The 22381-nt window shown below is 58.0% G+C and carries 20 protein-coding genes; 15 read left to right on the top strand and 5 right to left on the bottom strand.

Features of this window, described 5'->3' with window-relative positions; translation table 11 throughout:
* Positions 1-31: 31 nt before the first annotated feature.
* The 3 genes from NB069_RS12165 to paaZ form a co-directional block, all read right to left on the bottom strand.
* Positions 32-2008 carry an alkyl/aryl-sulfatase gene (locus NB069_RS12165; RefSeq protein WP_250583880.1) on the bottom strand — a complete coding sequence of 659 codons (1977 nt, stop codon included), beginning with the start codon at positions 2006-2008 and terminating at the stop codon, positions 32-34.
* Positions 2009-2238: 230 nt separating this feature from the next.
* Entirely contained in the window at positions 2239-4506 is a 2268-nt protein-coding gene (gene tynA, locus NB069_RS12160; RefSeq protein ID WP_250583878.1) for a primary-amine oxidase, read from the bottom strand.
* Positions 4507-4681: 175 nt separating this feature from the next.
* Positions 4682-6727, bottom strand: a complete 2046-nt coding sequence (gene paaZ, locus NB069_RS12155) for a phenylacetic acid degradation bifunctional protein PaaZ (RefSeq protein ID WP_250583876.1) — start codon at positions 6725-6727, stop codon at positions 4682-4684.
* 282 nt (positions 6728-7009) lie between these two features.
* Between paaZ and paaA the strand changes: the two genes are divergently transcribed.
* From paaA to paaY, 13 genes are all read left to right on the top strand, one after another.
* On the top strand, positions 7010-7939 hold the full coding sequence (gene paaA / locus NB069_RS12150; RefSeq protein WP_250583875.1) for a 1,2-phenylacetyl-CoA epoxidase subunit PaaA: 930 nt from the start codon (positions 7010-7012) through the stop codon (positions 7937-7939).
* Between the two features lie 11 nt (positions 7940-7950).
* On the top strand, positions 7951-8238 hold the full coding sequence (paaB, locus tag NB069_RS12145; RefSeq protein WP_032611057.1) for a 1,2-phenylacetyl-CoA epoxidase subunit PaaB: 288 nt from the start codon (positions 7951-7953) through the stop codon (positions 8236-8238).
* 7 nt (positions 8239-8245) lie between these two features.
* Positions 8246-8992, top strand: a complete 747-nt coding sequence (paaC, locus tag NB069_RS12140) for a 1,2-phenylacetyl-CoA epoxidase subunit PaaC (RefSeq protein WP_250583873.1) — start codon at positions 8246-8248, stop codon at positions 8990-8992.
* A gap of 14 nt (positions 8993-9006) precedes the next feature.
* Positions 9007-9501, top strand: coding sequence for a 1,2-phenylacetyl-CoA epoxidase subunit PaaD (gene paaD, locus NB069_RS12135; protein WP_250583871.1), 495 nt, complete (start codon positions 9007-9009; stop codon positions 9499-9501).
* A gap of 7 nt (positions 9502-9508) precedes the next feature.
* Positions 9509-10579 carry a 1,2-phenylacetyl-CoA epoxidase subunit PaaE gene (gene paaE / locus NB069_RS12130; RefSeq protein WP_250583869.1) on the top strand — a complete coding sequence of 357 codons (1071 nt, stop codon included), beginning with the start codon at positions 9509-9511 and terminating at the stop codon, positions 10577-10579.
* Positions 10576-11343, top strand: coding sequence for a 2,3-dehydroadipyl-CoA hydratase PaaF (gene paaF / locus NB069_RS12125; RefSeq protein WP_250583867.1), 768 nt, complete (start codon positions 10576-10578; stop codon positions 11341-11343). Before paaE ends, paaF begins: the two co-directional genes overlap by 4 nt.
* A 2-nt stretch (positions 11344-11345) precedes the next feature.
* Positions 11346-12131: a 2-(1,2-epoxy-1,2-dihydrophenyl)acetyl-CoA isomerase PaaG gene (gene paaG / locus NB069_RS12120; RefSeq protein WP_250583865.1), complete on the top strand. Its 786-nt coding sequence runs from the start codon at positions 11346-11348 to the stop codon at positions 12129-12131.
* Position 12132: 1 nt separating this feature from the next.
* Complete coding sequence (paaH, locus tag NB069_RS12115) at positions 12133-13554, top strand: 3-hydroxyacyl-CoA dehydrogenase PaaH (RefSeq protein WP_250583863.1); 1422 nt, start codon at positions 12133-12135, stop codon at positions 13552-13554.
* A complete protein-coding gene (gene paaI / locus NB069_RS12110) occupies positions 13544-13966 on the top strand; it encodes a hydroxyphenylacetyl-CoA thioesterase PaaI (RefSeq protein WP_250583861.1) in 423 nt (140 codons plus the stop codon). Before paaH ends, paaI begins: the two co-directional genes overlap by 11 nt.
* A complete protein-coding gene (gene pcaF / locus NB069_RS12105) occupies positions 13966-15171 on the top strand; it encodes a 3-oxoadipyl-CoA thiolase (protein WP_250583859.1) in 1206 nt (401 codons plus the stop codon). Before paaI ends, pcaF begins: the two co-directional genes overlap by 1 nt.
* 52 nt (positions 15172-15223) lie before the next feature.
* Complete coding sequence (gene paaK, locus NB069_RS12100; RefSeq protein WP_250589507.1) at positions 15224-16540, top strand: phenylacetate--CoA ligase PaaK; 1317 nt, start codon at positions 15224-15226, stop codon at positions 16538-16540.
* A gap of 87 nt (positions 16541-16627) precedes the next feature.
* Positions 16628-17563 (top strand): phenylacetic acid degradation operon negative regulatory protein PaaX, encoded by a 936-nt coding sequence (gene paaX / locus NB069_RS12095; RefSeq protein WP_250583857.1) that lies wholly within the window; start codon positions 16628-16630, stop codon positions 17561-17563.
* A gap of 10 nt (positions 17564-17573) precedes the next feature.
* Positions 17574-18176: a phenylacetic acid degradation protein PaaY gene (paaY, locus tag NB069_RS12090; protein ID WP_250583855.1), complete on the top strand. Its 603-nt coding sequence runs from the start codon at positions 17574-17576 to the stop codon at positions 18174-18176.
* Between the two features lie 25 nt (positions 18177-18201).
* Here the strand turns inward: paaY and NB069_RS12085 are convergent, their stop codons facing one another.
* Together NB069_RS12085 and NB069_RS12080 are read right to left on the bottom strand one after the other, a co-directional pair.
* On the bottom strand, positions 18202-18732 hold the full coding sequence (locus NB069_RS12085; protein ID WP_250583853.1) for a GNAT family N-acetyltransferase: 531 nt from the start codon (positions 18730-18732) through the stop codon (positions 18202-18204).
* Positions 18729-19292, bottom strand: a complete 564-nt coding sequence (locus NB069_RS12080) for a helix-turn-helix domain-containing protein (RefSeq protein WP_250583851.1) — start codon at positions 19290-19292, stop codon at positions 18729-18731. Before NB069_RS12080 ends, NB069_RS12085 begins: the two co-directional genes overlap by 4 nt.
* 623 nt (positions 19293-19915) lie before the next feature.
* Between NB069_RS12080 and NB069_RS12075 the strand changes: the two genes are divergently transcribed.
* Positions 19916-21214, top strand: coding sequence for an anaerobic sulfatase maturase (locus tag NB069_RS12075; protein ID WP_250583849.1), 1299 nt, complete (start codon positions 19916-19918; stop codon positions 21212-21214).
* Positions 21215-21471: 257 nt separating this feature from the next.
* The gene (locus NB069_RS12070) at positions 21472-22368 is read left to right on the top strand and encodes a D-hexose-6-phosphate mutarotase (protein WP_250583847.1); all 897 of its coding nucleotides are present in this window, start codon (positions 21472-21474) and stop codon (positions 22366-22368) included.
* Positions 22369-22381 lie beyond the last annotated feature (13 nt).

Genomic DNA, 22381 nt, shown 5'->3' with positions numbered 1-22381 from the left:
GGCGAAAGGTTCCGCCCGCAGACTTGTTGGTTTACGGTGTAACAATGTTGAACCAGAACTCAAATTTATCCATATAACTCAGCATAGTATCAAGTTTGGTGCCGTCGCCAGTTACTTTTACCGCGCCGCTCTCCTCAGCCTGTTTCAGGGTGGTCTCCTTGAGGATAATTTTATTCAGCGTATCGCGGTTCAGGGTAATGGTCGCATCGGCATCTTTTGCCTCAGCGTTCGCGGTGTGGTTCAGCACCCCGTTCTCCAGCTCCAGTTTGTATTTGCCGCCGTCGCTGCCCAGGTCGATGTTAAACACCGATTTTGCCGTCCCGGCTTTTTCGCCGTTAATGTGAACCGCCAGATAGTCGAAGAACATCTCCGGCGTCATCGCCCGCACCGTATCCGGGCTGGCGGTGTTCGGGGTCGGCCCTTTCACCACGCCGTTACGCAGCTCCTGCGCGCCGGTAAGGTAGAAGTTACGCCACGGACCCGATTCCGCCTGATAGCCCAGTTGCTCGAGCGCGTCCGCCTCCAGATTACGCGCCGCCTGGTTGTTCGGATCGGCAAACACCACCTTGCTTACCACCTGCGCCACCCAGCGGTAGTTCCCCTGGTCGAAGTCGGTTTTGGCCTTCTGCAGAATGGTGTCCGCACCGCCCATGTAATCTACGTATTTCTTCGCAGCCTCTTCCGGCGGCAGTTCATCCAGGGCGGCCGGGTTGCCGTCGAACCAGCCAAGGTAGAGCACGTAGGTGGCTTTCACGTCGTGGCTCACCGAGCCGTAGTAACCGCGGTTAGCCCAGGTGTGCGCCAGTGAATCCGGCAGTTTAAAGTTGGCGGCAATTTCGTCCCGGGTCATACCCTGGTTCGCCATGCGCAGGGTCTGGTCGTTGATGTAACGATACAGGTCACGCTGGCTCTTCAGCAGCTTAACCACGTTGTCATTACCCCAGGTCGGCCAGTGGTGCTGGGCCATCAGCACTTCGGCTTTGTCACCCCAGCGCACGATGGCTTCGTTGATGTATTTCGACCACGGCAGCGGCTCGCGGATTTTCGCCCCGCGCAGGGAGTAGGTGTTATGCAGGGTATGGGTCACATCCTCGGCGGATTCGATCAGTTTTTTCTCTTCGATATACCAGAGCATTTCTGACGGCGCTTCCGAGCCCGGTGCCAGCATAAAGTCATAGGTCAGGCCGTCGATGGTCTCCTTCTGGCCATCTTTTTCGATGATGTTAGTCGGGGCAAGCAGGGTTACGGTACCGGCGGAAGTCGTTGTACCAAGCCCCGCGCCCACCTGGCCTTTTGGATCGGGTTTCAGCAGGTTACCGTACATATAGCTGGCGCGACGGCTCATCACGTTGCCGGCCATAATGTTCTCTGCTACTGCGGCCTCCATAAAGCCCGCCGGGGCGTAGATCTTCACCTTGCCGGATTTAACGTCGGCTTCGTCCACCACGCCGCGCACGCCGCCGTAGTGGTCAACGTGGCTGTGCGTGTAGATCACCGCGACCACCGGTTTTTGCCCGCGGTTTTTGTAGTAGAGATCCATCCCGACTTTTGCCGTTTCCGCTGAGACCAGCGGGTCAACCACGGTAATACCGGTCGCCCCTTCGATAATGGTCATATTCGACAGGTCGAGGTTGCGGATCTGGTACACCCCGTCCGTGACCTCAAACAGGCCGCTGATATTAATCAGCTGCGCCTGGCGCCATAAGCTCGGGTTGACGGTATCCGGCGCTTTTTCGCCCTCTTTAATAAAGGCGTATTGTTGCGGGTTCCAGACCACATTCCCCTGTTCGCCTTTGATCACCTCTGTGGGAAGCGCGGCGATAAAGCCTTTATGGGCATCGGTGAAGTCGGCGTTATCGGAGAAAGGCAGCTGGCTGAACAGCGCATTATTGGCTTGCTGAGTGGCGGCGGCGGCCTCTTTAGGCCCTTCGGCTGCGTAGGTTGCGCTGCTGGCAGAAACCAGGAACCCTGCAAGCGCAAGGCTTCTTGCTATCAAGTTGAATCTCATCCTGAAAACCTCTCAATGTGCATACAATGGCGTCGGGAAAACTTCGCATGATGTCCAAAAAAACGTTTAAAGAAAGGCAACCCGGTCTTTAAGGGTATGATCAACTATAAGCAAGGAAACCTGTTCAGCAAATAAATCACTTAAGCGAAATAAAATAGTTGTGTAGGTCGGGTAAGCGAAGCGCCACCCGACAATGCCCGGCGGCGCTATGCTTGTGCGGGCCTACGGATTTACTGCGCCTCTTTCTTCTTACCCAGAGACGGCGTCTCGTCGAAGAAGTTCCAGGGTTTGAGCAGGGTATGCACCCACTCGGTCGGCATGATCGGCCACTCTTCCGCACGGGCCACGTGGGTCGTGCCGGTGGTCATCCACACCACGTCATCCTGGTTATTCAGCGACTCATTATCCTTGCTGAACTGCCCCAGCCCCTGGTCGTGGGCGGAACGGTTCGGGAATTTGCCTTCCGGGTACATCTCGTTCGGATGGTAGCGGGTCACCCACAGCTGTTTATCCATAAAGCTCAGGCGGTGATAGATCCACTCGTCCGGGGCGAATTTCGCGCCGGTGGCCACCGGGTGCGTGCCGCCCGCGTATGGGATGATCTGGTAGGAGACCGGATTGCCCATGCGGTTCTCTTTGCTGGTATTGCTCAGCAGACGAATGGTGCCCGGGTCAAATTTTTGCGCCGCCTGCTGCTCGCTGTCGATGTTGTACTGGTTGATCTGCATGGTACTGGTACGCGGGCCGCCCGCGGTGTTCGGCTTCACTTCCGGATCCATCGCCACCAGGGTGTTGTTGGTACCATCCACGTCCATATCCAGACGGAAGTTATAGATGTGCTGGTGGGTGGTGCCGACGATGTTGTGGTCAATCAGCGTGCCGTACTTCGTATCGTCTTTGGCGCTCGGATCGTGCATGGTTTTCGCCATCACCCCTTTCACTGCTTCGATACCGGTCGCCCCGGCATCAATGCCGATGGTGCCGTTTTCGTGGAACACCCAGTCGAAGATGTAGTCGTAGTTCCCCACGGTACTGATCCAGCGCACCACCAGCTCGCGACGTTCGGTGCTGACGTTCGGCTGATTCATCTCCTGGTGCTTATACTCCGGCCCGGCGTAACGCTCGAAAATCGCCATGGCCCGCGGGATCTCCATCGGCGCACCGGTGTAGTCCGGGATGGTCTGATTCAGCAGCACGGCGTTGGATGGCACATCCTTGCCGCGCACCAGCGGAGAGGTCAGGGTGCCCATGCCGTAATCGCCGGAATCCAGATAGGCCTTGAAGTACCAGCCCACGTCCGGGTCGCCGTAAGGGACGATCATCCCGCCCAGCGACCCTTCGTACATCACCTGGCGTTTTTTGCCATTATCGTTAAAGGTGACGGTGGAGATAATGGGCCCGACGCGGGAGTCGAGGCTCAGGTGGAAATCCCAGTTCTGCCAGTGGATCATATTGCCGGTAATGGTGTAGTTCTTGCCTTCCGGCTCCACGATCTCCAGCGGTTTATGCTCTACCGGCTCGCGATCGCGGCCGTCATACGGACGGGACTGCATCGGCACCGGCACAACGGCGCCTTCTTCAATTTTGACGATTTTCTTCTCAACCAGGTCGACGACCGCCACCAGGTTTTCAATCGGGTGCGCCCAGTAGTTGCCGTCGCCGGTATCCAGGTAGCTCACCACTTTCAGCAGCCTGTCTTCCTGCTTCAGGCCATCCTTACCGTCAAAAAAGCCGACGGTCAGCGGGGTGGTCATGACCTTACTTGGATCGTTGATGCCGCGTTTTTTCAGCGCATCGACATACTCCGGGCTACCGATGACGATCTTCTGCACCGCCATAAAGTCATCCAGCAGCACCATGCCGTGGGCGTCCTTGATCGGCTCCCAGTGCAGGATTTTCTTATCATTCAGATCGACCAGCGCTTCGATAATAAATTTGCCGTCCAGCATGGTGATATTGGCCTGACGCGGGGCGTCCACCGCCGTGCCGTTCAGCACGAAATCCCACACCTTGGCTTTTTCCGGCTCGGCCAGGGCGATCTGGGTAAAGCGGGTGTTCGGTTTAAAATCCGGCGAGGCTTTGACAATCTCGACGGCCTGTTTGATCTCATCTGCGGAGAGGGCATTCAGCGGGTGCGGGGTCTTCTCTACCTGGAAGGTCTGGTCAAGACCGGACTGGAACACATCGTTGACAAAGGTATCGGAGATCCAGGCCTTGTTGTCTTTCATCACCACCGGCGCCTGCAGGGTGAGCGGCTTGCCGTTAACCATGGCGGTCGTTGCGCCCGGCTTCACTTTGATGAAGGCCCCGTCTTTGCTGATGGTGTACATCTGGGCGTAGTCGTCCCACTGCACATCAGCGCCAAATTCGGTCAGGGTTTTGTCCATCTCGACCATATGCGCTGCGCCACCGTGAGCCAGCACCTGACCGGAAAAGAGACAGGCAACGGCCAACGCCAGCGCCGTTTTACGTGGAGAAAAAATTGAGGAGCTTCCCATGATTAACCTCTGTTGTTTGTGTTGTTATCCACTCGGGACCGCTGTTCTGCGCGCGGTTTATTCATTGCCAACATAGCAATATCGCTGTGCGTAGCGTTTGCCTGCATTTGCCAGATGTTTTGTCAGATGTGCCAGAAGCCGGGTAACGTGCGCGACGTTACCCGCAGGGAAGGGATCAGGCGCCAAAATCTCCGTGCTGACGAGAGACGAGGGTCAGGATGGAGTAGAGCGCCACCGGCTGCTGGTGCTGGTTGACGATCTCAACCGCCCATTCCACCACGCCGGTCGGTTTCTCTTCCGCCGTGCGCTGCTTCTTCAGCGTCTTGCGCTTGCAGGTCAGCCGCACCTGGATGGTATCGCCCGGCTTCACCGGCTCGATAAAGCGCAGGTTCTCCATGCCGTAGTTGGCGATCACCGGCCCGACGCCCGCGTCGACGAACAGCCCCGCCGCGGCGGAGATCAGGAAGTAACCGTGCACCACGCGCTCGCCGAAGATGGACTCCGCCGCGCCGATCTTGTCCATGTGGGCGTAGAAATGATCCCCGCTCAGGCAGGCAAAGTTGACGATATCGGTCTCGGTCAGGGTGCGGCGCGGGGTCAGCAGGCTGTCGCCCGGCTGCAGCTCCTCGAAGTATTTGCGGAACGGATGAACGCGATCTTCCTGCACCCGGGCGCCGCGCACCCACTGCTGGCTGATGGCGGCCAGCATGCTCGGGCTGCCCTGGATGGCGGTGCGTTGCAGATAGTGCTTCACCGCCCGCAGGCCCCCCAGCTCTTCGCCGCCCCCCGCGCGGCCCGGGCCGCCGTGTACCAGCTGCGGCAGCGGAGAGCCGTGGCCGGTGGACTCTTTAGCCGACTCCTCGTTAAGGATCTGGATACGACCGTGGGCGCGGGCGGCCCCGGTGATAAACTGACGCGCCAGGCGCAGATCGGCGGTCACCAGCGTTCCGGCGAGGCTGCCTTCCCCGGCGCGGGCCAGAGCCATGGCGTGTTCCCGGGACTGATACGGCATCAGGGTCGCTACCGGGCCAAAGGCTTCGGTGGCGTGGACCGCAGGGGTTTCGTCCGGCTGCGGGCAGAACAGCAGCGTCGGCGGGAAGAAGGCCCCGACGGCATTCAGGTCGGCTTTACCGCCCAACAGCGCCTGGCAGCCTGCGGAGATCAGGGCATCCACTTTCTCCTGCACGTCGGCACGCTGCTCGGCGTTGACCAGGGCACCCATTTTGATCCCTTCCTGCGCCGGGTCGCCAACCGCCGCTTTTTCAAGACGGGCGATCAGCGCCTGGCTGACGGCCTCCACCTGCGCCTGCGGCACCATGATGCGGCGGATTGCGGTGCATTTCTGCCCGGCTTTGGCGGTCATCTCCCGCACCACCTCCCGGATAAACAGCGCAAACTCTGGCTGCTCCGGGGTAACGTCATCCCCCAGCACGCAGCAGTTCAGGGAGTCGGCTTCCATGGTAAACGGAATGGATTTCGCCACGATGTTCGGGTGTACGCGCAGGGACTGGCCGGTAACGGCAGAGCCGGTAAAGGTCACCACGTCCTGATGGTCGAGCTGGTCAAGCAGATCCCCCGCGCCGCCGCAGATAAGATTAATGGCGCCGTCCGGCACCAGGCCGCTGTCGACAATGGCTTTCACCATCGCCTGGGTCACCTGGGCGGTGGCGGTGGCCGGTTTGATGATCGCCGGCATCCCCGCCAGCCAGGTGGGGGCCAGTTTTTCCAGCATCCCCCAGCAGGGGAAGTTAAAGGCGTTGATGTGCACCGCGACGCCGGATTTGGAGGTCAGCACGTGGCGCGCGGCGAATCCGCCCTCTTTAGAGAGGGGAATCAGTTCATCTTCCGGCCACAGGGTATCGTCCGGCAGTTCGCGGCTGCCGAGGCTCGCGAAGGTGAACAGCGTCCCGATCCCGCCCTCGATATCCACCCAGCTGTCGGCGCGGGTGGCCCCGGTTTGTGCCGACAGGGCATAGAAGGTCTCTTTCTGGCTCAACAGATGTCTGGCTACCGCTTTCAGCATCGCGGCGCGCTCAATGAAGGTCATGGCGTGAAGCGCTTCGCCGCCTTTCTCAATGGCGTAGCGACGCGCGGCGGCCATGTCCAGCCCTTCGCTGGTGACGGACCAGAGGGATTCCCCGCTGATGGCGTGTTGAATGGTGCGCTCACGGCCCCGGCCAGACTGCCAGGTGCCGGATAAGAAGCTGGCTAACTGCTGCATCTCTCTCTCCAGATGGTTCGTGATTTCACTATAGATAGTTCGTTTGTGAATCATAAAAAGCAAGTTTCTTGTTAATGATTTATTAACATTGTGATCTCGCTATATCTTCTCTGTAAGCGCATCCCGCGCTGTATCTGGGCTGCAGAAATGTCTTGCGAGCCTCATCACAAAATGAGTAAAGGATCCTTGGGTTAATCATTAACCTTTGTGTAACTTTTATAAAACAAAGTGATTCATCATTGAATGCTAATTACCAGATAAACGAATCAAAAGGGTGATGACGTGACGGAAGAACAACGCTTTGAGCAGCGCATCGCGCAAGAGACGGCCATCGAGCCCCAGGACTGGATGCCTGACGCGTACCGTAAAACGCTGATCCGCCAGATTGGGCAGCATGCGCACTCCGAAATTGTCGGCATGCTGCCGGAAGGTAACTGGATCACCCGCGCCCCGACGCTGCGCCGCAAGGCCATTCTGCTGGCGAAAGTGCAGGACGAAGCCGGGCACGGACTCTATCTCTACAGCGCGGCGGAAACGCTGGGCTGCGCCCGGGAAGACATCTACCAGAAGATGCTCGACGGCAAGATGAAATACTCCTCCATCTTCAACTACCCAACCCTGAGCTGGGCGGATATCGGCGTGATCGGCTGGCTGGTGGATGGCGCGGCCATCGTTAACCAGGTGGCGCTGTGCCGCACCTCCTACGGCCCCTATGCCCGCGCGATGGTGAAAATCTGTAAGGAAGAGAGCTTCCACCAGCGTCAGGGCTTTGAGGCCTGCATGGCGCTGGCTCAGGGCAGCGAAGCCCAGCGTCAGATGTTGCAGGACGCCATCAACCGCTTCTGGTGGCCGGCCCTGATGATGTTTGGCCCCAACGACGACAACTCGCCGAACAGCGCCCGCAGCCTGGCCTGGAAGATCAAACGTTTTGGCAATGACGAGCTGCGTCAGCGCTTCGTCGACAACACCGTCCCGCAGGTGGAAATGCTGGGCATGACCGTTCCGGATCCGGATCTGCAGTTCGACGCCGAAAGCGGTCACTACCGTTTCGGTGAGATCGACTGGCAGGAGTTTGACGAGGTCATTAACGGCCGCGGCATCTGCAATCACGAGCGCCTGGCCGCCAAAAACAAAGCCTGGGAAGAGGGGGCGTGGGTGCGCGAGGCCGCCCTGGCGCACGCAGAAAAACAACACGCCCGCAAAGTCGCGTAAGGGGAATCAAGATGAGCAAAACATACTGGCCGTTGTACGAAGTTTTTGTCCGCAGCAAACAGGGGTTATCCCACCGTCACGTGGGCAGCCTGCACGCCGCCGATGACCGCATGGCGCTGGAAAACGCCCGTGACGCTTACACCCGCCGCAGCGAAGGCTGCTCCATCTGGGTGGTGAAGGCGAGCGAAATCGTCGCCTCCCAGCCGGAAGAGCGCGGCGAGTTCTTCGACCCGGCGGAAAGCAAGGTCTACCGCCATCCGACCTTCTACACCATCCCTGATGGCATCGAGCACATGTGAGGCAGGGATGAAAACGTTAACGCAATATGTTCTGCGCCTGGGTGATAACGGGCTGGTGCTTTCCCAGCGTCTGGGCGCCTGGTGTGGCCATGCCCCGGAGCTGGAGATCGACCTCGCGCTGGCCAATATCGGCCTCGACCTGCTGGGCCAGGCGCGCAACTTCTTAACCTACGCTGCCGGGCTGGAAGGCGCGGGGGACGAGGATACGCTGGCGTTCCAGCGCGACGAGCGCCAGTTCAGCAACCTGCTGCTGGTTGAGCAGCCGAACGGTAACTTCGCCGACACCATCGCCCGCCAGTACTTTATCGACGTCTGGCACGTGGCGCTGTTTACCCGACTGACTCAGAGCCGCGACGCCCAGCTTGCCGCCATCGCCGCCAAATCCATTAAAGAAGCCCGCTACCACCTGCGCTTCAGCCGCGGCTGGCTGGAACGTCTGGGCAACGGCACCGACGTGTCCGGGCAAAAAATGCAGCAGGCGGTGAACGACCTGTGGCGCTTCACCGCGGAGCTGTTCGAGGCCGACGAGATTGATCTGGCCCTGGCCGCAGAGGGTATTGCCGTCGACCCGCGCATCCTGCGCGACGAATGGGAAGCGGAGGTCTTTGCCGGGCTGAACGAGGCAACGCTGAGCGTGCCGTCAGAGTCTGCGTATCGCAGCGGTGGCCGTAAAGGGCTGCACACCGAACATCTGGGACCGATGCTGGCAGAGATGCAATATCTGCAGCGCGTCTACCCCGGCCAGCAGTGGTAGAGCAGGAGAGCGCCATGCAGCACGTCGAACTCACCCCCGCCGCCGTCCCGCAGATCTGGTCTCTGTTGAGCCAGATCCCGGACCCGGAGATCCCGGTGCTGACCATTACCGACTTAGGGATGGTGCGCAGCGTTACTCCTCAGGGGGAAGGCTGGGCCATCGGCTTTACGCCAACCTATTCCGGCTGTCCGGCCACCGACCATCTGATGGGGGCGATCCGCGACACGCTGACCGCCCATGGCTATGCCCCGGTGCAGATCACCATTCAGCTCGACCCGGCCTGGACCACCGACTGGATGACGCCGGACGCCCGGGAGCGCCTGCGTCAGTACGGCATCAGCCCCCCGGCCGGACACAGCTGCCATGCGCATCTGCCGGGCGAAGTGACCTGTCCGCGCTGCGCCAGCACCCGTACCACGCTTATCAGTGAATTTGGCTCCACGGCCTGCAAAGCGCTTTATCGCTGCGACAGCTGCCGGGAACCCTTCGACTATTTCAAATGTATCTGAGGTCGCCATGACAACGTTTCATTCCTTAACGGTGGCAAAAGTGGAACCCGAAACCCGCGATGCGGTGACCATCACCTTCGCGGTTCCCCAGGCTTTACAGGAGGCGTACCGTTTCCGTCCGGGCCAGCATCTGACGCTGAAAGCCCATTTAGCGGGCGAAGAGCTGCGCCGCTGCTACTCCATCTGCCGCAGCGCCCGCACAGGCGAAATCAGCGTGGCGGTGAAAGCCATCGACGGCGGCCGCTTCTCGCGCTACGCCCGGGATGAGATCAAACAGGGGATGGCGCTGGAGGTGATGGTGCCCCAGGGCCACTTCGGCTATCAGCCGCTGGCCGGGCGTGAAGGCTGCTATCTGGCGATTGCCGCAGGCTCCGGCATCACCCCGATGCTGGCGATCATCGCCACCACCCTGGCCACCGAACCGAACAGCCACTTCACCCTGATCTACGGCAACCGCAGCAGCCAGAGCATGATGTTTCGCCAGGCGCTGGCCGACCTGAAGGACAGCTATCCGACCCGCCTGCAGGTGATCAACATCTTCAGCCAGGAGACGCTGGACAGCGATCTCCTGCACGGGCGCATCGACGGTGAAAAACTCCAGGCGCTGGGAAAACACCTCATCGACTTCAGCCAGTTTGACGAAGCCTTTATCTGCGGTCCGGCGGCGATGATGGACGAAGCGGAACAGACGCTGAAAGCGCTGGGCATGCCGGAAAAGTCCCTGCACCTCGAGCGCTTCAACACGCCGGGAACGACCGTCAAACGGACCCATACGGTACAGACCGAGGGGCAGAAAGTGACGGTGCGCCAGGACGGACGCGACCGCGAGATCGTCCTCACCGCCGACGACGAGAGCATTCTCGACGCGGCCCTGCGTCAGGGGGCGGATCTGCCTTACGCCTGCAAGGGCGGGGTCTGCGCCACCTGCAAGTGCAAAGTGGTGCGCGGCAAGGTGGATATGGTCACCAACTACAGCCTCGAGCCGGACGAACTGGCGGCGGGCTACGTGCTGAGCTGTCAGGCTCTGCCGCTCACCCCCGACGTGGTAGTGGACTTTGACGCGAAGGGGATGGCATGAGCGATCTGATTATCGCCCGTCACGGACGGGTGCTGCACCTGACACTTAACCGTCCGGCGGCCCGCAACGCCCTGAACAATGCCCTGCTGAGCGAGCTGGCAACCACCCTCGAAGCTGCCGCGACGGACAGCGAGATCGCGGTGTGCGTGATCTCTGGCAACGAGCGCGTCTTCGCCGCCGGGGCCGATCTGAACGAGATGGCGGAAAAAGATCTTCCCGCCACCCTGAACGACATTCGCCCCCAGCTTTGGGCGCGGATCAACGCCTTCAACAAGCCGCTGATTGCCGCCGTTAACGGCTATGCCCTCGGGGCGGGCTGCGAGCTGGCGCTGCTCTGCGATCTGGTCATCGCCGGGGAAAACGCCCGTTTCGGCCTGCCGGAAATTACCTTAGGCATTATGCCGGGCGCAGGCGGCACCCAGCGCCTGATCCGCAGCGTTGGCAAATCCCTTGCCAGCAAAATGGTGCTGACCGGAGAGAGCATCACTGCCCGTCAGGCGCTGGCGGCCGGGCTGGTGAGCGATGTTCATCCTGAATCCCTGACCCTGGAATATGCCCTGCAGCAGGCGGTGCTGATGGCGCGCCACTCCCCGCTGGCATTGCAGGCGGCGAAGCAGGCGCTGCGCCAGTCTCAGGAGATGCCGCTGAACGCCGGACTGGCTCAGGAGCGCCAGCTGTTTAGCCTGCTGGCGGCCACCGAGGATCGCCGGGAAGGGATCAACGCCTTTTTGCAAAAACGCACCCCCGAATTTAAAGGACGCTAACCATGGATTTCATTCTGAGTCACGTTGAGCAGGGCGTAATGACCATTACCCTGAACCGCCCGGAGCGACTCAACAGCTTCAATGAGGAGATGCACCAGCAGCTGGCAGCGTGCCTGAAGCAGGCGGAGCGCGACGATACCGTTCGCTGCCTGCTGTTCACCGGTGCCGGTCGCGGTTTTTGCGCCGGACAGGATCTGAACGACCGTAACGTCGACCCGAACAGCCCGGCACCGGATCTCGGCATGTCGGTGGAGAAATTTTACAACCCGCTGGTGCGTCGTCTGGCAACACTGCCCAAGCCCGTGATCTGCGCGGTGAACGGCGTGGCTGCCGGTGCCGGGGCCACGCTGGCGCTGGGCTGCGATATCGTCATCGCCGCCCGCTCGGCTAACTTTGTGATGGCCTTCAGCAAGCTCGGTCTGGTGCCGGATTCTGGCGGTACCTGGCTGCTGCCGCGCCTGACGGGCCGCGCCCGGGCGATGGGTCTGGCGCTACTGGGGGAGAAAATCAGCGCTGAGCAGGCCCACGCCTGGGGGATGATCTGGCAGGTGGTGGATGACGCCGAACTGACCGACACCGCCCGCCAGCTGGCTGTGCACCTGGCTTCACAGCCGACCTTCGGCTTAGGTCTGATCAAGCAGGCTATCAACGCCGCGGAAACCAACACCCTGGACGCGCAGCTGGATCTGGAACGCGACTATCAGCGCCTGGCCGGACGCAGCGCCGACTACCGGGAAGGGGTCAGCGCCTTCCTCAACAAACGCGCACCGCAGTTTACGGGGAAATAAGATGACGATTCATACCGTAGCGGTCATTGGCAGCGGCATTATGGGGGCAGGGATCGCCGAAGTGGCGGCCAGCCACGGCCATCCGGTGCTGGTGTATGACATCAACGCCGACGCCATCTCCCGCGCCATCGACGGCATCCGCAGCCGTCTGGAGTCCCGCGTGGCGCGCGGCAAGCTGAGCGCACACGCCGCCGAACAAACCCTCCAGCGCCTGGTGCCTGTTACCGACGTTCACTCGCTGGTGGCGGCGGACCTGGTGATTGAAGCCGCCTCCGAACAGATGGCCGTCAAAAAAGCGCTGTTCGCGCAGCTGGCGGAGATCTGCCCGGCTAAAACGCTGCTGACCAGCAACACCTCGTCTATTTCCATCACCGCTATCGCCGCCGACCTGCATCACCCTGAGCGCGTGGCCGGGCTGCACTTCTTTAACCCGGCCCCGGTGATGAAGCTGGTGGAGGTGGTGAGCGGGCTGGCGACCTCTGAAGAGGTGGTGGCCCAGCTGACCGAACTGGCACAACGCTGGGGCAAGCAGCCGGTGCGCTGCCAGTCCACGCCGGGCTTTATTGTTAACCGCGTGGCGCGGCCGTACTACGCCGAAGCCTGGCGCGCGCTGGAAGAGCAGGTTGCCGCGCCGGAAGTTATCGACGCCGCCCTGCGCGAAGGTGCGGGCTTCCCGATGGGGCCGCTGGAGCTGACCGACATGATCGGTCAGGACGTCAACTTCGCCGTCACCTGTTCCGTATTTAACGCCTTCTGGCAGGAGCGCCGTTTCCTGCCGTCGCTGGTGCAGCAGGAGCTGGTGCTGGCCGGGCGTTTCGGCAAGAAGAGCGGGCAGGGCGTCTACAACTGGCGTAACGACAAGCCTGCGGTGAGCTGGCTGGACACGGTGAGCGATAGTTACAGTGTCACGCATCAGCTGAAGAAAAGTGACGGCGTCACTGAAATTGACGACCTGCTGCTGATAGAGACCCGGGGCGAAACCGCCCAGGCGCTGGCAAAGCGCTATGGCCAGCCGGTGGTGGTGTTCGACAGGCAGGAGGGCGACGTGGCGGTCATTGCCGCCGCGGCCAGCAACCCGCCTGCCGCCACCCTGAAAGCGGTGCGCTACTTCCAGCAGCAGGGCAAGCGCGTGCTGCAGGTGGCGGACTATCCCGGCCTGATTATCTGGCGCACGGTGGCGATGATCGTCAACGAGGCCCTCGACGCCCTGCAAAAAGGGGTCGCCAGCGAACAGGATATCGATACCGCTATGCGCCTCGGGGTGAACTACCCGCGCGGTCCGCTGGCCTGGGGAGAACAGCTTGGCTGGCAGCGTCTGCTATGCCTTCTGGAAAACCTGCAACGCCACTACGGCGAAGAGCGTTACCGTCCTTCATCCCTGCTGCGCCAGCGTGCGCTTCTGGAGAGTAGCTATGAGTCATAACGCCTGGCGCAACGCCCGCGCCATGTATGAGAACGACGCCTGCGCCCAGGCCTACGGCATTGACATTATCGAGATGGATGAGGGCGTCGCGGTGCTGACCATGACCGTCACGCCGCAGATGCTCAACGGCCACAAAAGCTGCCACGGCGGCCAGCTCTTTACCCTCGCCGATACCGCCTTCGCTTACGCCTGCAACAGCCAGGGCCTGGCGGCGGTGGCCTCGGGATGCACCATTGATTTTGTTCGCCCGGCGTTTGCCCACGACAAGCTCACCGCGAAAGCGCAGGTGCGCCATCAGGGCCAGCTGACCGGCGTGTACGACATCGAAATCGTTAACCAACAACAAAAAACCGTTGCCCTGTTCCGTGGGAAATCCCACCGCATCGGCGGCACGATTACAGGAGAAGCATAATGCGTGACGCCTTTATTTGTGACGGGATCCGTACCCCCATCGGCCGCTATGCCGGGGCCTTATCGGGCGTTCGCGCGGATGACCTGGGCGCTATCCCGCTGCGGGAACTGCTGGTGCGCAACCCCGGTCTGGATGCGGAGCGCATTGACGATGTGATCTTTGGTTGCGCCAACCAGGCGGGGGAAGACAACCGCAACGTGGCGCGTATGTCCCTGCTGCTGGCCGGGCTGCCACAGACCGTCTCCGGCACCACCCTGAACCGTCTGTGCGGCTCGGGTCTGGATGCGATTGGCTTCGCCGCTCGCGCCATCCGCGCCGGTGATGGCGACCTGATGATCGCCGGGGGCGTGGAGTCGATGTCCCGCGCGCCGTTCGTGATGGGTAAAGCCACCAGCGCCTTCCAGCGCCAGAATGAAATTTTTGATACCACCATCGGCTGGCGTTTTGTGAACCCGCTCATGGCGCAGCAATTTGGTTCTGACAGCATGCCGGAAACGGCAGAGAATGTAGCGGAATTGTTAAGAATATCTCGTGAAGACCAGGATGCTTTCGCGCTGCGCAGCCAGCAGCGTACCGCTCTGGCTCAGGCCAACGGCATTCTGGCCCAGGAGATCGTCCCGGTGATGATTAAGGGCAAAAAAGGGGCGGTCACCGAAGTGGTGCATGACGAACACCTCCGCCCGGACACCACCCTGGAGATGCTTGCCGGGCTGAAAGCGCCGTTCCGCGCGGGTGGCGTAGTCACCGCCGGTAACGCGTCCGGCGTAAATGACGGCGCCGCAGCGCTGATTATCGCCAGCGAAGAGATGGCGGCCGCGCAGGGCTTAACGCCGCGCACCCGTATCGTGGCGATGGCCACCGCGGGCGTTGAGCCGCGTCTGATGGGCCTCGGCCCGGTGCCCGCTACCCGTCGCGTGCTGGAGCGCGCCGGGCTGAGCATCAACGATATGGACGTTATCGAACTGAATGAAGCCTTCGCTTCCCAGGCGCTGGGCGTCCTGCGCGAGCTGGGGCTGCCGGACGATGCAGCCCACGTTAACCCGAACGGCGGCGCGATCGCCCTGGGTCATCCCCTGGGGATGAGCGGAGCCCGTCTGGCGCTGGCCGCCAGCAATGAACTGCACCGTCGTAAAGGGCGCTATGCGCTGTGCACGATGTGCATTGGTGTCGGTCAGGGCATTGCCATGATCCTTGAGCGTGTCTGAACAATTATAAAAATGTGAGTACCCTACTATGACAACGACAACTGCAACGACAATGGCATCCACCACAGCGCTTGATGCCATCGAAACCGCCTCCCTTGATGAGCTGCAGGCCCTGCAAACCGAGCGCATGAAGTGGACCTTAAAACACGCGTATGAAAACGTCCCGATGTACAAACGCAAGTTTGATGCGGCGGGCGTTCACCCTGATGATTTCAAAGCGTTAGCGGATATCCGCAAGTTCCCGTGCACCACCAAGCAGGATCTGCGCGACAACTATCCTTTTGATACCTTCGCGGTACCGATGGAGCAGGTGGTGCGTATCCACGCCTCTTCCGGCACCACCGGTAAACCGACCGTGGTCGGCTACACGCAAAACGACATTGATAACTGGGCCAATATTGTGGCCCGCTCCCTGCGCGCCGCGGGCGGCAGTGCGAAGGACAAAATTCACGTTGCCTACGGCTACGGCCTGTTCACCGGCGGTCTGGGTGCGCATTACGGTGCCGAGCGCCTGGGCGCAACGGTGATCCCGATGTCCGGCGGCCAGACGGAGAAGCAGGCCCAGCTGATCCGCGATTTCCAGCCGGACATGATCATGGTGACGCCATCCTACTGCCTCAACCTGATCGAAGAGCTTGAGCGCCAGATGGGCGGGGATGCCAGCAAATGTTCCCTCCGCGTGGGCGTTTTTGGCGCCGAACCCTGGACTCTGGCGATGCGCCGGGAAATCGAAAAACGCCTCGGCATTACCGCCCTGGATATCTATGGTCTGTCCGAGGTGATGGGCCCGGGCGTGGCGATGGAGTGCATCGAAACCGCCGACGGCCCGACCATCTGGGAAGATCACTTCTACCCGGAGATCGTCAACCCGAACGACGGCACGCCGCTGGCGGATGGCGAGCAGGGCGAACTGCTGTTCACCACCCTGACCAAAGAGGCGCTGCCGGTGATCCGCTACCGCACCCGCGACCTGACGCGCCTGCTGCCGGGCACCGCCCGTACCATGCGCCGGATGGACAGGATCAGCGGGCGCAGCGACGACATGCTGATTATCCGCGGCGTGAACGTCTTCCCGTCCCAGCTGGAAGAGGAGATCGTCAAGTTTGAACACCTGTCGCCGCACTATCAGCTGGAGGTGAACCGTCGCGGTCATCTTGATTCGCTTTCGGTGAAAGTCGAGCTGAAAGAGAGCAGCCTGACGCTGACCCACGAGCAGCGCTGCAACGTCTGCCACCAGCTGCGCCATCGCATCAAATCCATGGTGGGGATCTCCACCGACGTGACTATTGTAAACTGCGGCAGTATCCCGCGTTCCGAAGGCAAGGCCTGCCGTGTCTTCGATCTGCGCAAGGCGGCTGCCAACAGCTAACGCCGCATGTTGACCCTCTCTGTTTCTGGAGAGGGTCCCCTTCATGGAGCTGTGCTATGATTCATCCGGAAAAATAATCACAACAGAATGAATCACATGAGTAAACTCGACGCCTTTATCCAGCACGCAGTCAGCTCCGTTCCGGTCAGCGGCACCTCGCTGATCTCCTCCCTGTACGGTGATGCCCTGTCCCATCGCGGCGGTGAAGTCTGGCTGGGAAGCCTGGCGGCCCTGCTGGAGGGGATGGGATTTGGCGAGCGCTTCGTGCGCACCGCGCTGTTCCGTCTGAATAAGGAGGGCTGGCTGGATGTGGTCCGCATTGGCCGTCGCAGCTTCTACCGGCTGAGCGACAAAGGGCTGCGCTTAACCCGTCGGGCCGAGACCAAAATCTACCGCGCCGAGCTTCCGGCCTGGGACGGCAAGTGGCTGCTGCTGCTCTCCGAAGGGATGGACAAAGCTACGCTGGCGGATGTGAAAAAGCAGCTCATCTGGCAGGGCTTCGGTACCCTGGCGCCGAGCCTGATGGCCTCGCCGTCGCAACAGCTGGCGGACGTGCAAACCCTGCTGCATGAAGCGGGCGTGGCGGACAACGTGATCTGCTTTGAAGCGCATTCCCCGCTGGCGCTCTCCCGCGCCGCGCTGCGCGCCCGGGTGGAGGAGTGCTGGCAGCTCAGCGAGCAGAACCTGATGTATGAAACCTTTATCGACTCTTTCCGTCCGGTGCTGCCTCTGCTGCGCGAGGCAAGGCCGGAGGAGCTGACCCCGGAGCGCTGCTTCCAGATCCAGCTGCTGCTGATCCATTTTTACCGCCGGGTGGTGCTTAAGGATCCGCTCCTGCCGGAAGAGTTACTCCCGTCGCACTGGGCAGGCCAGACGGCCCGCCAGCTGTGCATCAACATTTATCAGCGTGTGGCGCCGGGTGCGCTGGCGTTCGTCAGTGAGAAAGGGGAGACCTCGGTGGGCGAACTGCCCTCACCGGGCAGCTCCTACTGGCAGCGCTTTGGCGGCCTGACGTCTGCGTAACGGAGGTTATGTGCCTGTATATCAAATCGATGGTCTGACACCTGTTGTTCCACAAGAGAGTTATGTCCACCCGACAGCGGTCCTGATTGGCGACGTGATCCTCGGCAAGGGGGTCTACGTGGGGCCGAACGCCAGCCTGCGCGGCGATTTTGGCCGCATCGTGGTGAAAGACGGGGCCAATATTCAGGATAACTGCATCATGCACGGCTTCCCCGAACAGGACACGGTGGTGGAAGAGGAGGGGCATATCGGACATGGTGCCATTCTGCACGGCTGCGTGATCCGCCGCAACGCGCTGGTGGGGATGAACGCGGTGATCATGGACGGGGCGATCGTCGGCGAGAACAGTATTGTCGGCGCGGCGGCCTTTGTGAAAGCGAAAGCGGAAATGCCTGCCGACCATCTGATTATCGGCAGCCCGGCTAAAGCCATCCGCGTGCTCAGCGAGCAGGAGAAAGCGTGGAAGCAGCAGGGCACCCGGGAGTACCAGACCCTGGTGGATCGCTGTAAACAGACGATGCATCAGGTGGAGCCGCTGCACGAGGTGGAGCCGGATCGCAAGCGGCTGGTGTTTGACGAGAACCTGCGGCCAAAATCGGCCCGCCAGGTTTAGCACCGTCGGGCTGGTCTTTATGTCGTCATGCCCGACGGGTTTCGTTGACTTTGTACATGTACGTGGTCGAATCCAGGGAGTGTTCAACCGACTGCGCATAAAAGGGGATCGATCCGGCGGTCTGCCACCCAAGGGAGCGGTAGAGATCGCTGGCGACGTCGCCGCTACGCGTGTCCAGCACCAGCAGCACCAGCCCCTTTTCCCAGGCCCGCAGTTCGGCCTGCATCATTAGCTGCCTCGCAATGCCCTGACGACGCGACTGCGGGTGAACCAGCAGCTTGGTAATTTCTGCCCGGTGGCGGCCGTTGGGCGTCGCGCAGTAGTTAATCATCACCGTGGCGGCGGCCGTGCCGTTATTCAGGGCGATGAACAGATCGCACTCGTGGCTGGCCAGCGCAGAAATCTTACCTTCCCAGAAGCGATCTATAGCAGGGCGATCGTCGGGGTCAATAAAACCCACGCTCGCTCCGTCTTTTACACACGCCTGCAGGACATCGCCTAATTCTGAGAACCGTTGCCGGGCATCATCTACAGAGAGACGTTTATATTCAATCATGATTTACACACCACCAGAATGTATTTTGCACCGAGGTTTTCATGCGCCCTGAATGAAGAGGTGCCCGATAAGTGAAAACGCAGGCTGTCACCTTTTTTCAGATGCCATGTTTCCGCGTTCATGGTAATAATTAACTCCCCTTCACAGAGCCAGATATATTGCTCGAGGCCCTGAACGGGGGGCTGAAGATATTCAATAAACGCGCCCGGGCGTAATTTCCCCTCAATCATTTCACAGCGGAACGGATTCGACGGCGGTATTAACAGGCGTCTTTCAAATCCGCTTTGCTCGTCGTGCCACAGGCTCTGCTCTTCAGCCCTGAACAGGTTGTCAGCGACCTGTTCGACTTCGCTTATCAGCCGGGACATGGTCATGCCGTAGACGCTACAGAGCTGGTTAAGCACCTCCGCAGTGGGGCTCACTTCCCCGCGCTCTATGCGTGACAGCGAGGCCCGGCTTATCCCTGACGCCGTGGAGAGATCCTCCAGCGAAAGGTTATGCGTCAGGCGTAACGCCGCCAGACGTGCCGCCAGCCTCTCTCTGTAGTCCTGATTGTTCATATGCTCTTCTCATATGTGAGACAATATTCTCCAATAAGAGATAATACTGCACATTGAACGTGAGTCAAGCCTCACTGAAAAAACATGCAAAAGGGAAAATAGATAATTTGAAACTTGCTGTTATGCGCGATTATTTATACCAGTAGAAGCCGTATGCTGGCACGTTTGCGGGAGGCATAAAAAACGGGGGCACGATGGACCCGATCGCCTTCATCCAGCTCTACTTAGGATCCGCTGGAATCACCAGTAAAACAATCTATTTGGTACATTGTATTCAACGATCCGGGCGATTTTACTTCAGGAAGTGTTAATAATAAGAGACCCGCACTCTGTAATATCACAGTGTAAATTCTTAGCAATGTTAAATAATAAACGGAAGTCACATAATCGTGTCTGCTGGAAAATAGTTTTATATTGCTCAACAGACTAACAAAACAGGTAAGCACTGAAGCTTAATATGAAAATCTTTTTTGTGATGCTGATCATGTAAGATGCAAAAATATCTAATTTCGTGAATTATATAGCTATTCAAAATGTAATGTTATTCGTTGCTGCATCTGAAATGATTATGCTAGCCTTAGGAAACAAACAGGTAAATTTTCTATTATAAAGAGACGACTAACATGACCATAAAAGGTTGCCAAGTGATGGCGAAGCCGACAGGCGCAGTATGTAATATTGATTGTACATACTGTTTTTATCTGGAAAAAGAAGCGTTATATCCTGAGCGGCAGCTAAATTGGCGAATGTCAGACATAACACTTGAACTCTACATTAAACAACACATAGATGCACAAGTCGGTAACACTGTGTTATTCGCCTGGCAAGGCGGTGAGCCAACAATGATGGGGCTTTCCTTTTTTGAACGCGTGATCGAGCTCTGTAAAAAATACAGCGGCGGTAAAAGAATAAAACATGCGCTGCAGACGAATGGAATAGTGCTAAATGACAAGTGGGCGCGGTTTTTTGCCGAGAATGATTTTTTGATTGGACTTTCAATTGACGGCCCTGCGCATTTGCATAATCAATATCGTGTCAATCGTGCTGGAAAAGGGACTTTCGCGCAGGTCACGGCTGCGATGTCATTGCTGAAAACGTATCATGTAGCTTTCAACACCTTAACTGTTGTGGGGCGGCATAATTCAGCGCATGGTTTGGAAGTCTATGAGTTTCTTCGGCAGTCGGGTTCTCGTTACATACAGTTTATTCCACTGGTGGAGCGAATGAGCACCGCAAAGTCGTCTCTCCTGAACCTTGTTCTTCCTGGTGAAAGTGGCGCCACTCTGGCACCCTGGTCTGTTCCTTCATGGCAATATGGGGAGTTCCTAAATACCATTTTTGACATCTGGATAAGGCGTGATGTTAGCCGGGTATCCGTCCAAATGTTTGATGTATCGCTGGCCGCATGGACAGGACAAAGGCCCGTTTTATGCGTCCATTCAGAAACCTGTGGTCATGCTTTTGCATTGGAATCGAACGGAGATATTTATAACTGCGATCATTTTGTATATCCTGAGCACTTGCTGGGAAATATTCATGAAACAACGATAAAACAAATTAATATCAGTGAAAAAGCGAAAGAGTTTGGTCAGGTGAAACGGGAAACATTGACATCAGACTGTCTCCGATGTGATTACCTTTTTGTATGCCACGGGGGGTGCCCCAAACACCGATTTGCTCTATCTCCTGCCGGTCATAGCGGACATAATTATCTCTGTTCAGGTTATAAGCACTTTTTCCAGCACATCACACCTTATATGAATACCTGGCGTGAACTATTATCAAAACATTATCCACCGTATATGATTATGAAATGGGTAGCTGATAAAGACAAATCTCGCGGCCCAAGGGCAGGGGCAGGTAGAAATGATGAGTGTTCATGCAACAGCGGGAAGAAATTCAAAAATTGCTGCGGTAGGTGACTCAAAATTTTCAATAGTGCTTTATAACTCTGATGTTGTTCAGTCATCACGCGATAAAAATAAATCATTCGACACAGGCAATGGTTGCTGTTAATTAATAACTTATGAAAGTTTGCAACATTGATTCTGGTGCATTGAGCCAGGATATTTATGATGAAAATGTGTTAGGTTGTACTGGCATGAGTGCTGAGTATTACATTTAAGAATAAAATGATAGACACAACGGGGATTATCCAGGTTATCAACAGAGGTAGCATATGCCTGTTCAGAAAATTAAAAAAGGACATCTTGATGTCTGGGATATTAAAATGGGGAGTATCAGGGCTCAGATATCGCAGCAGGGGGCGCAACTATTGTCATATGGCAAGCATGAAGAGCCACAGATTATATGGGGAAATCCCCACGCTGAGTATATGAATGATGTTCCTGTGAGAGGTGGAATTCCAGTCTGTTTTCCGTGGTTTGGAGATTTTACACAAAATCCTGATGCAGTGAAAAAAATGGCAATTCAGGGAGGATCAGATCTACTCCCATTTCATGGCTTAGTCCGGCAATCTGTATGGGATTTTGAGGGTCTGAATGAGACAGGTGGCCAAGTTACAATGACCTTTTCTTTGGGAATTAAAGAAAATGACTATTTTGCATGGCGACATAATTGCCATATAAAAATTGAATATATTATAAGTGATAACTTACAGGTAACACTGACAGTTTGTAATCCAAACAATTATCCGTTGTCTGTCACGCTGGCGTTACATAGTTATTATCATGTTTCAGATGTGGAAAGTATTAAATTAAAAGGGCTGGCCTCGCACAAATATTACGATGCTCTTGATGCTTGGTCCCTTAAAAATCAGGATGAAGAACCCTTCGTGAATGAAGAGATGGCCAGAACATTTACTGACCGAACTGGTGATATCGCAATAATTGATCCTTACTACAGGAGAAAAATAGTCATTACTTCTTTGAACAGTTCTTCATGTGTTTTGTGGAACCCTTATGACAAGCGTGCCTTACAGCTTGACCAGTTTTCTGGCGAAGCATGGAAAGAAATGCTTTGTATTGAAACAGCAAGAGTCAAAGATGATTACCTTGCTGTACCCCCGAATTCAACTGAATCCGTTATGTTGCTGGTTTCAACACAAATATTATAATAAATGGCTGGGA

Origin of the sequence: Leclercia adecarboxylata, from assembly GCF_023639785.1 — a bacterium.
GTDB lineage: Bacteria > Pseudomonadota > Gammaproteobacteria > Enterobacterales > Enterobacteriaceae > Enterobacter > Enterobacter adecarboxylatus_D.
The sequence above is the reverse complement of the archived record's forward strand: the minus strand, read 5'-3'. Positions and strand labels throughout refer to the sequence as shown.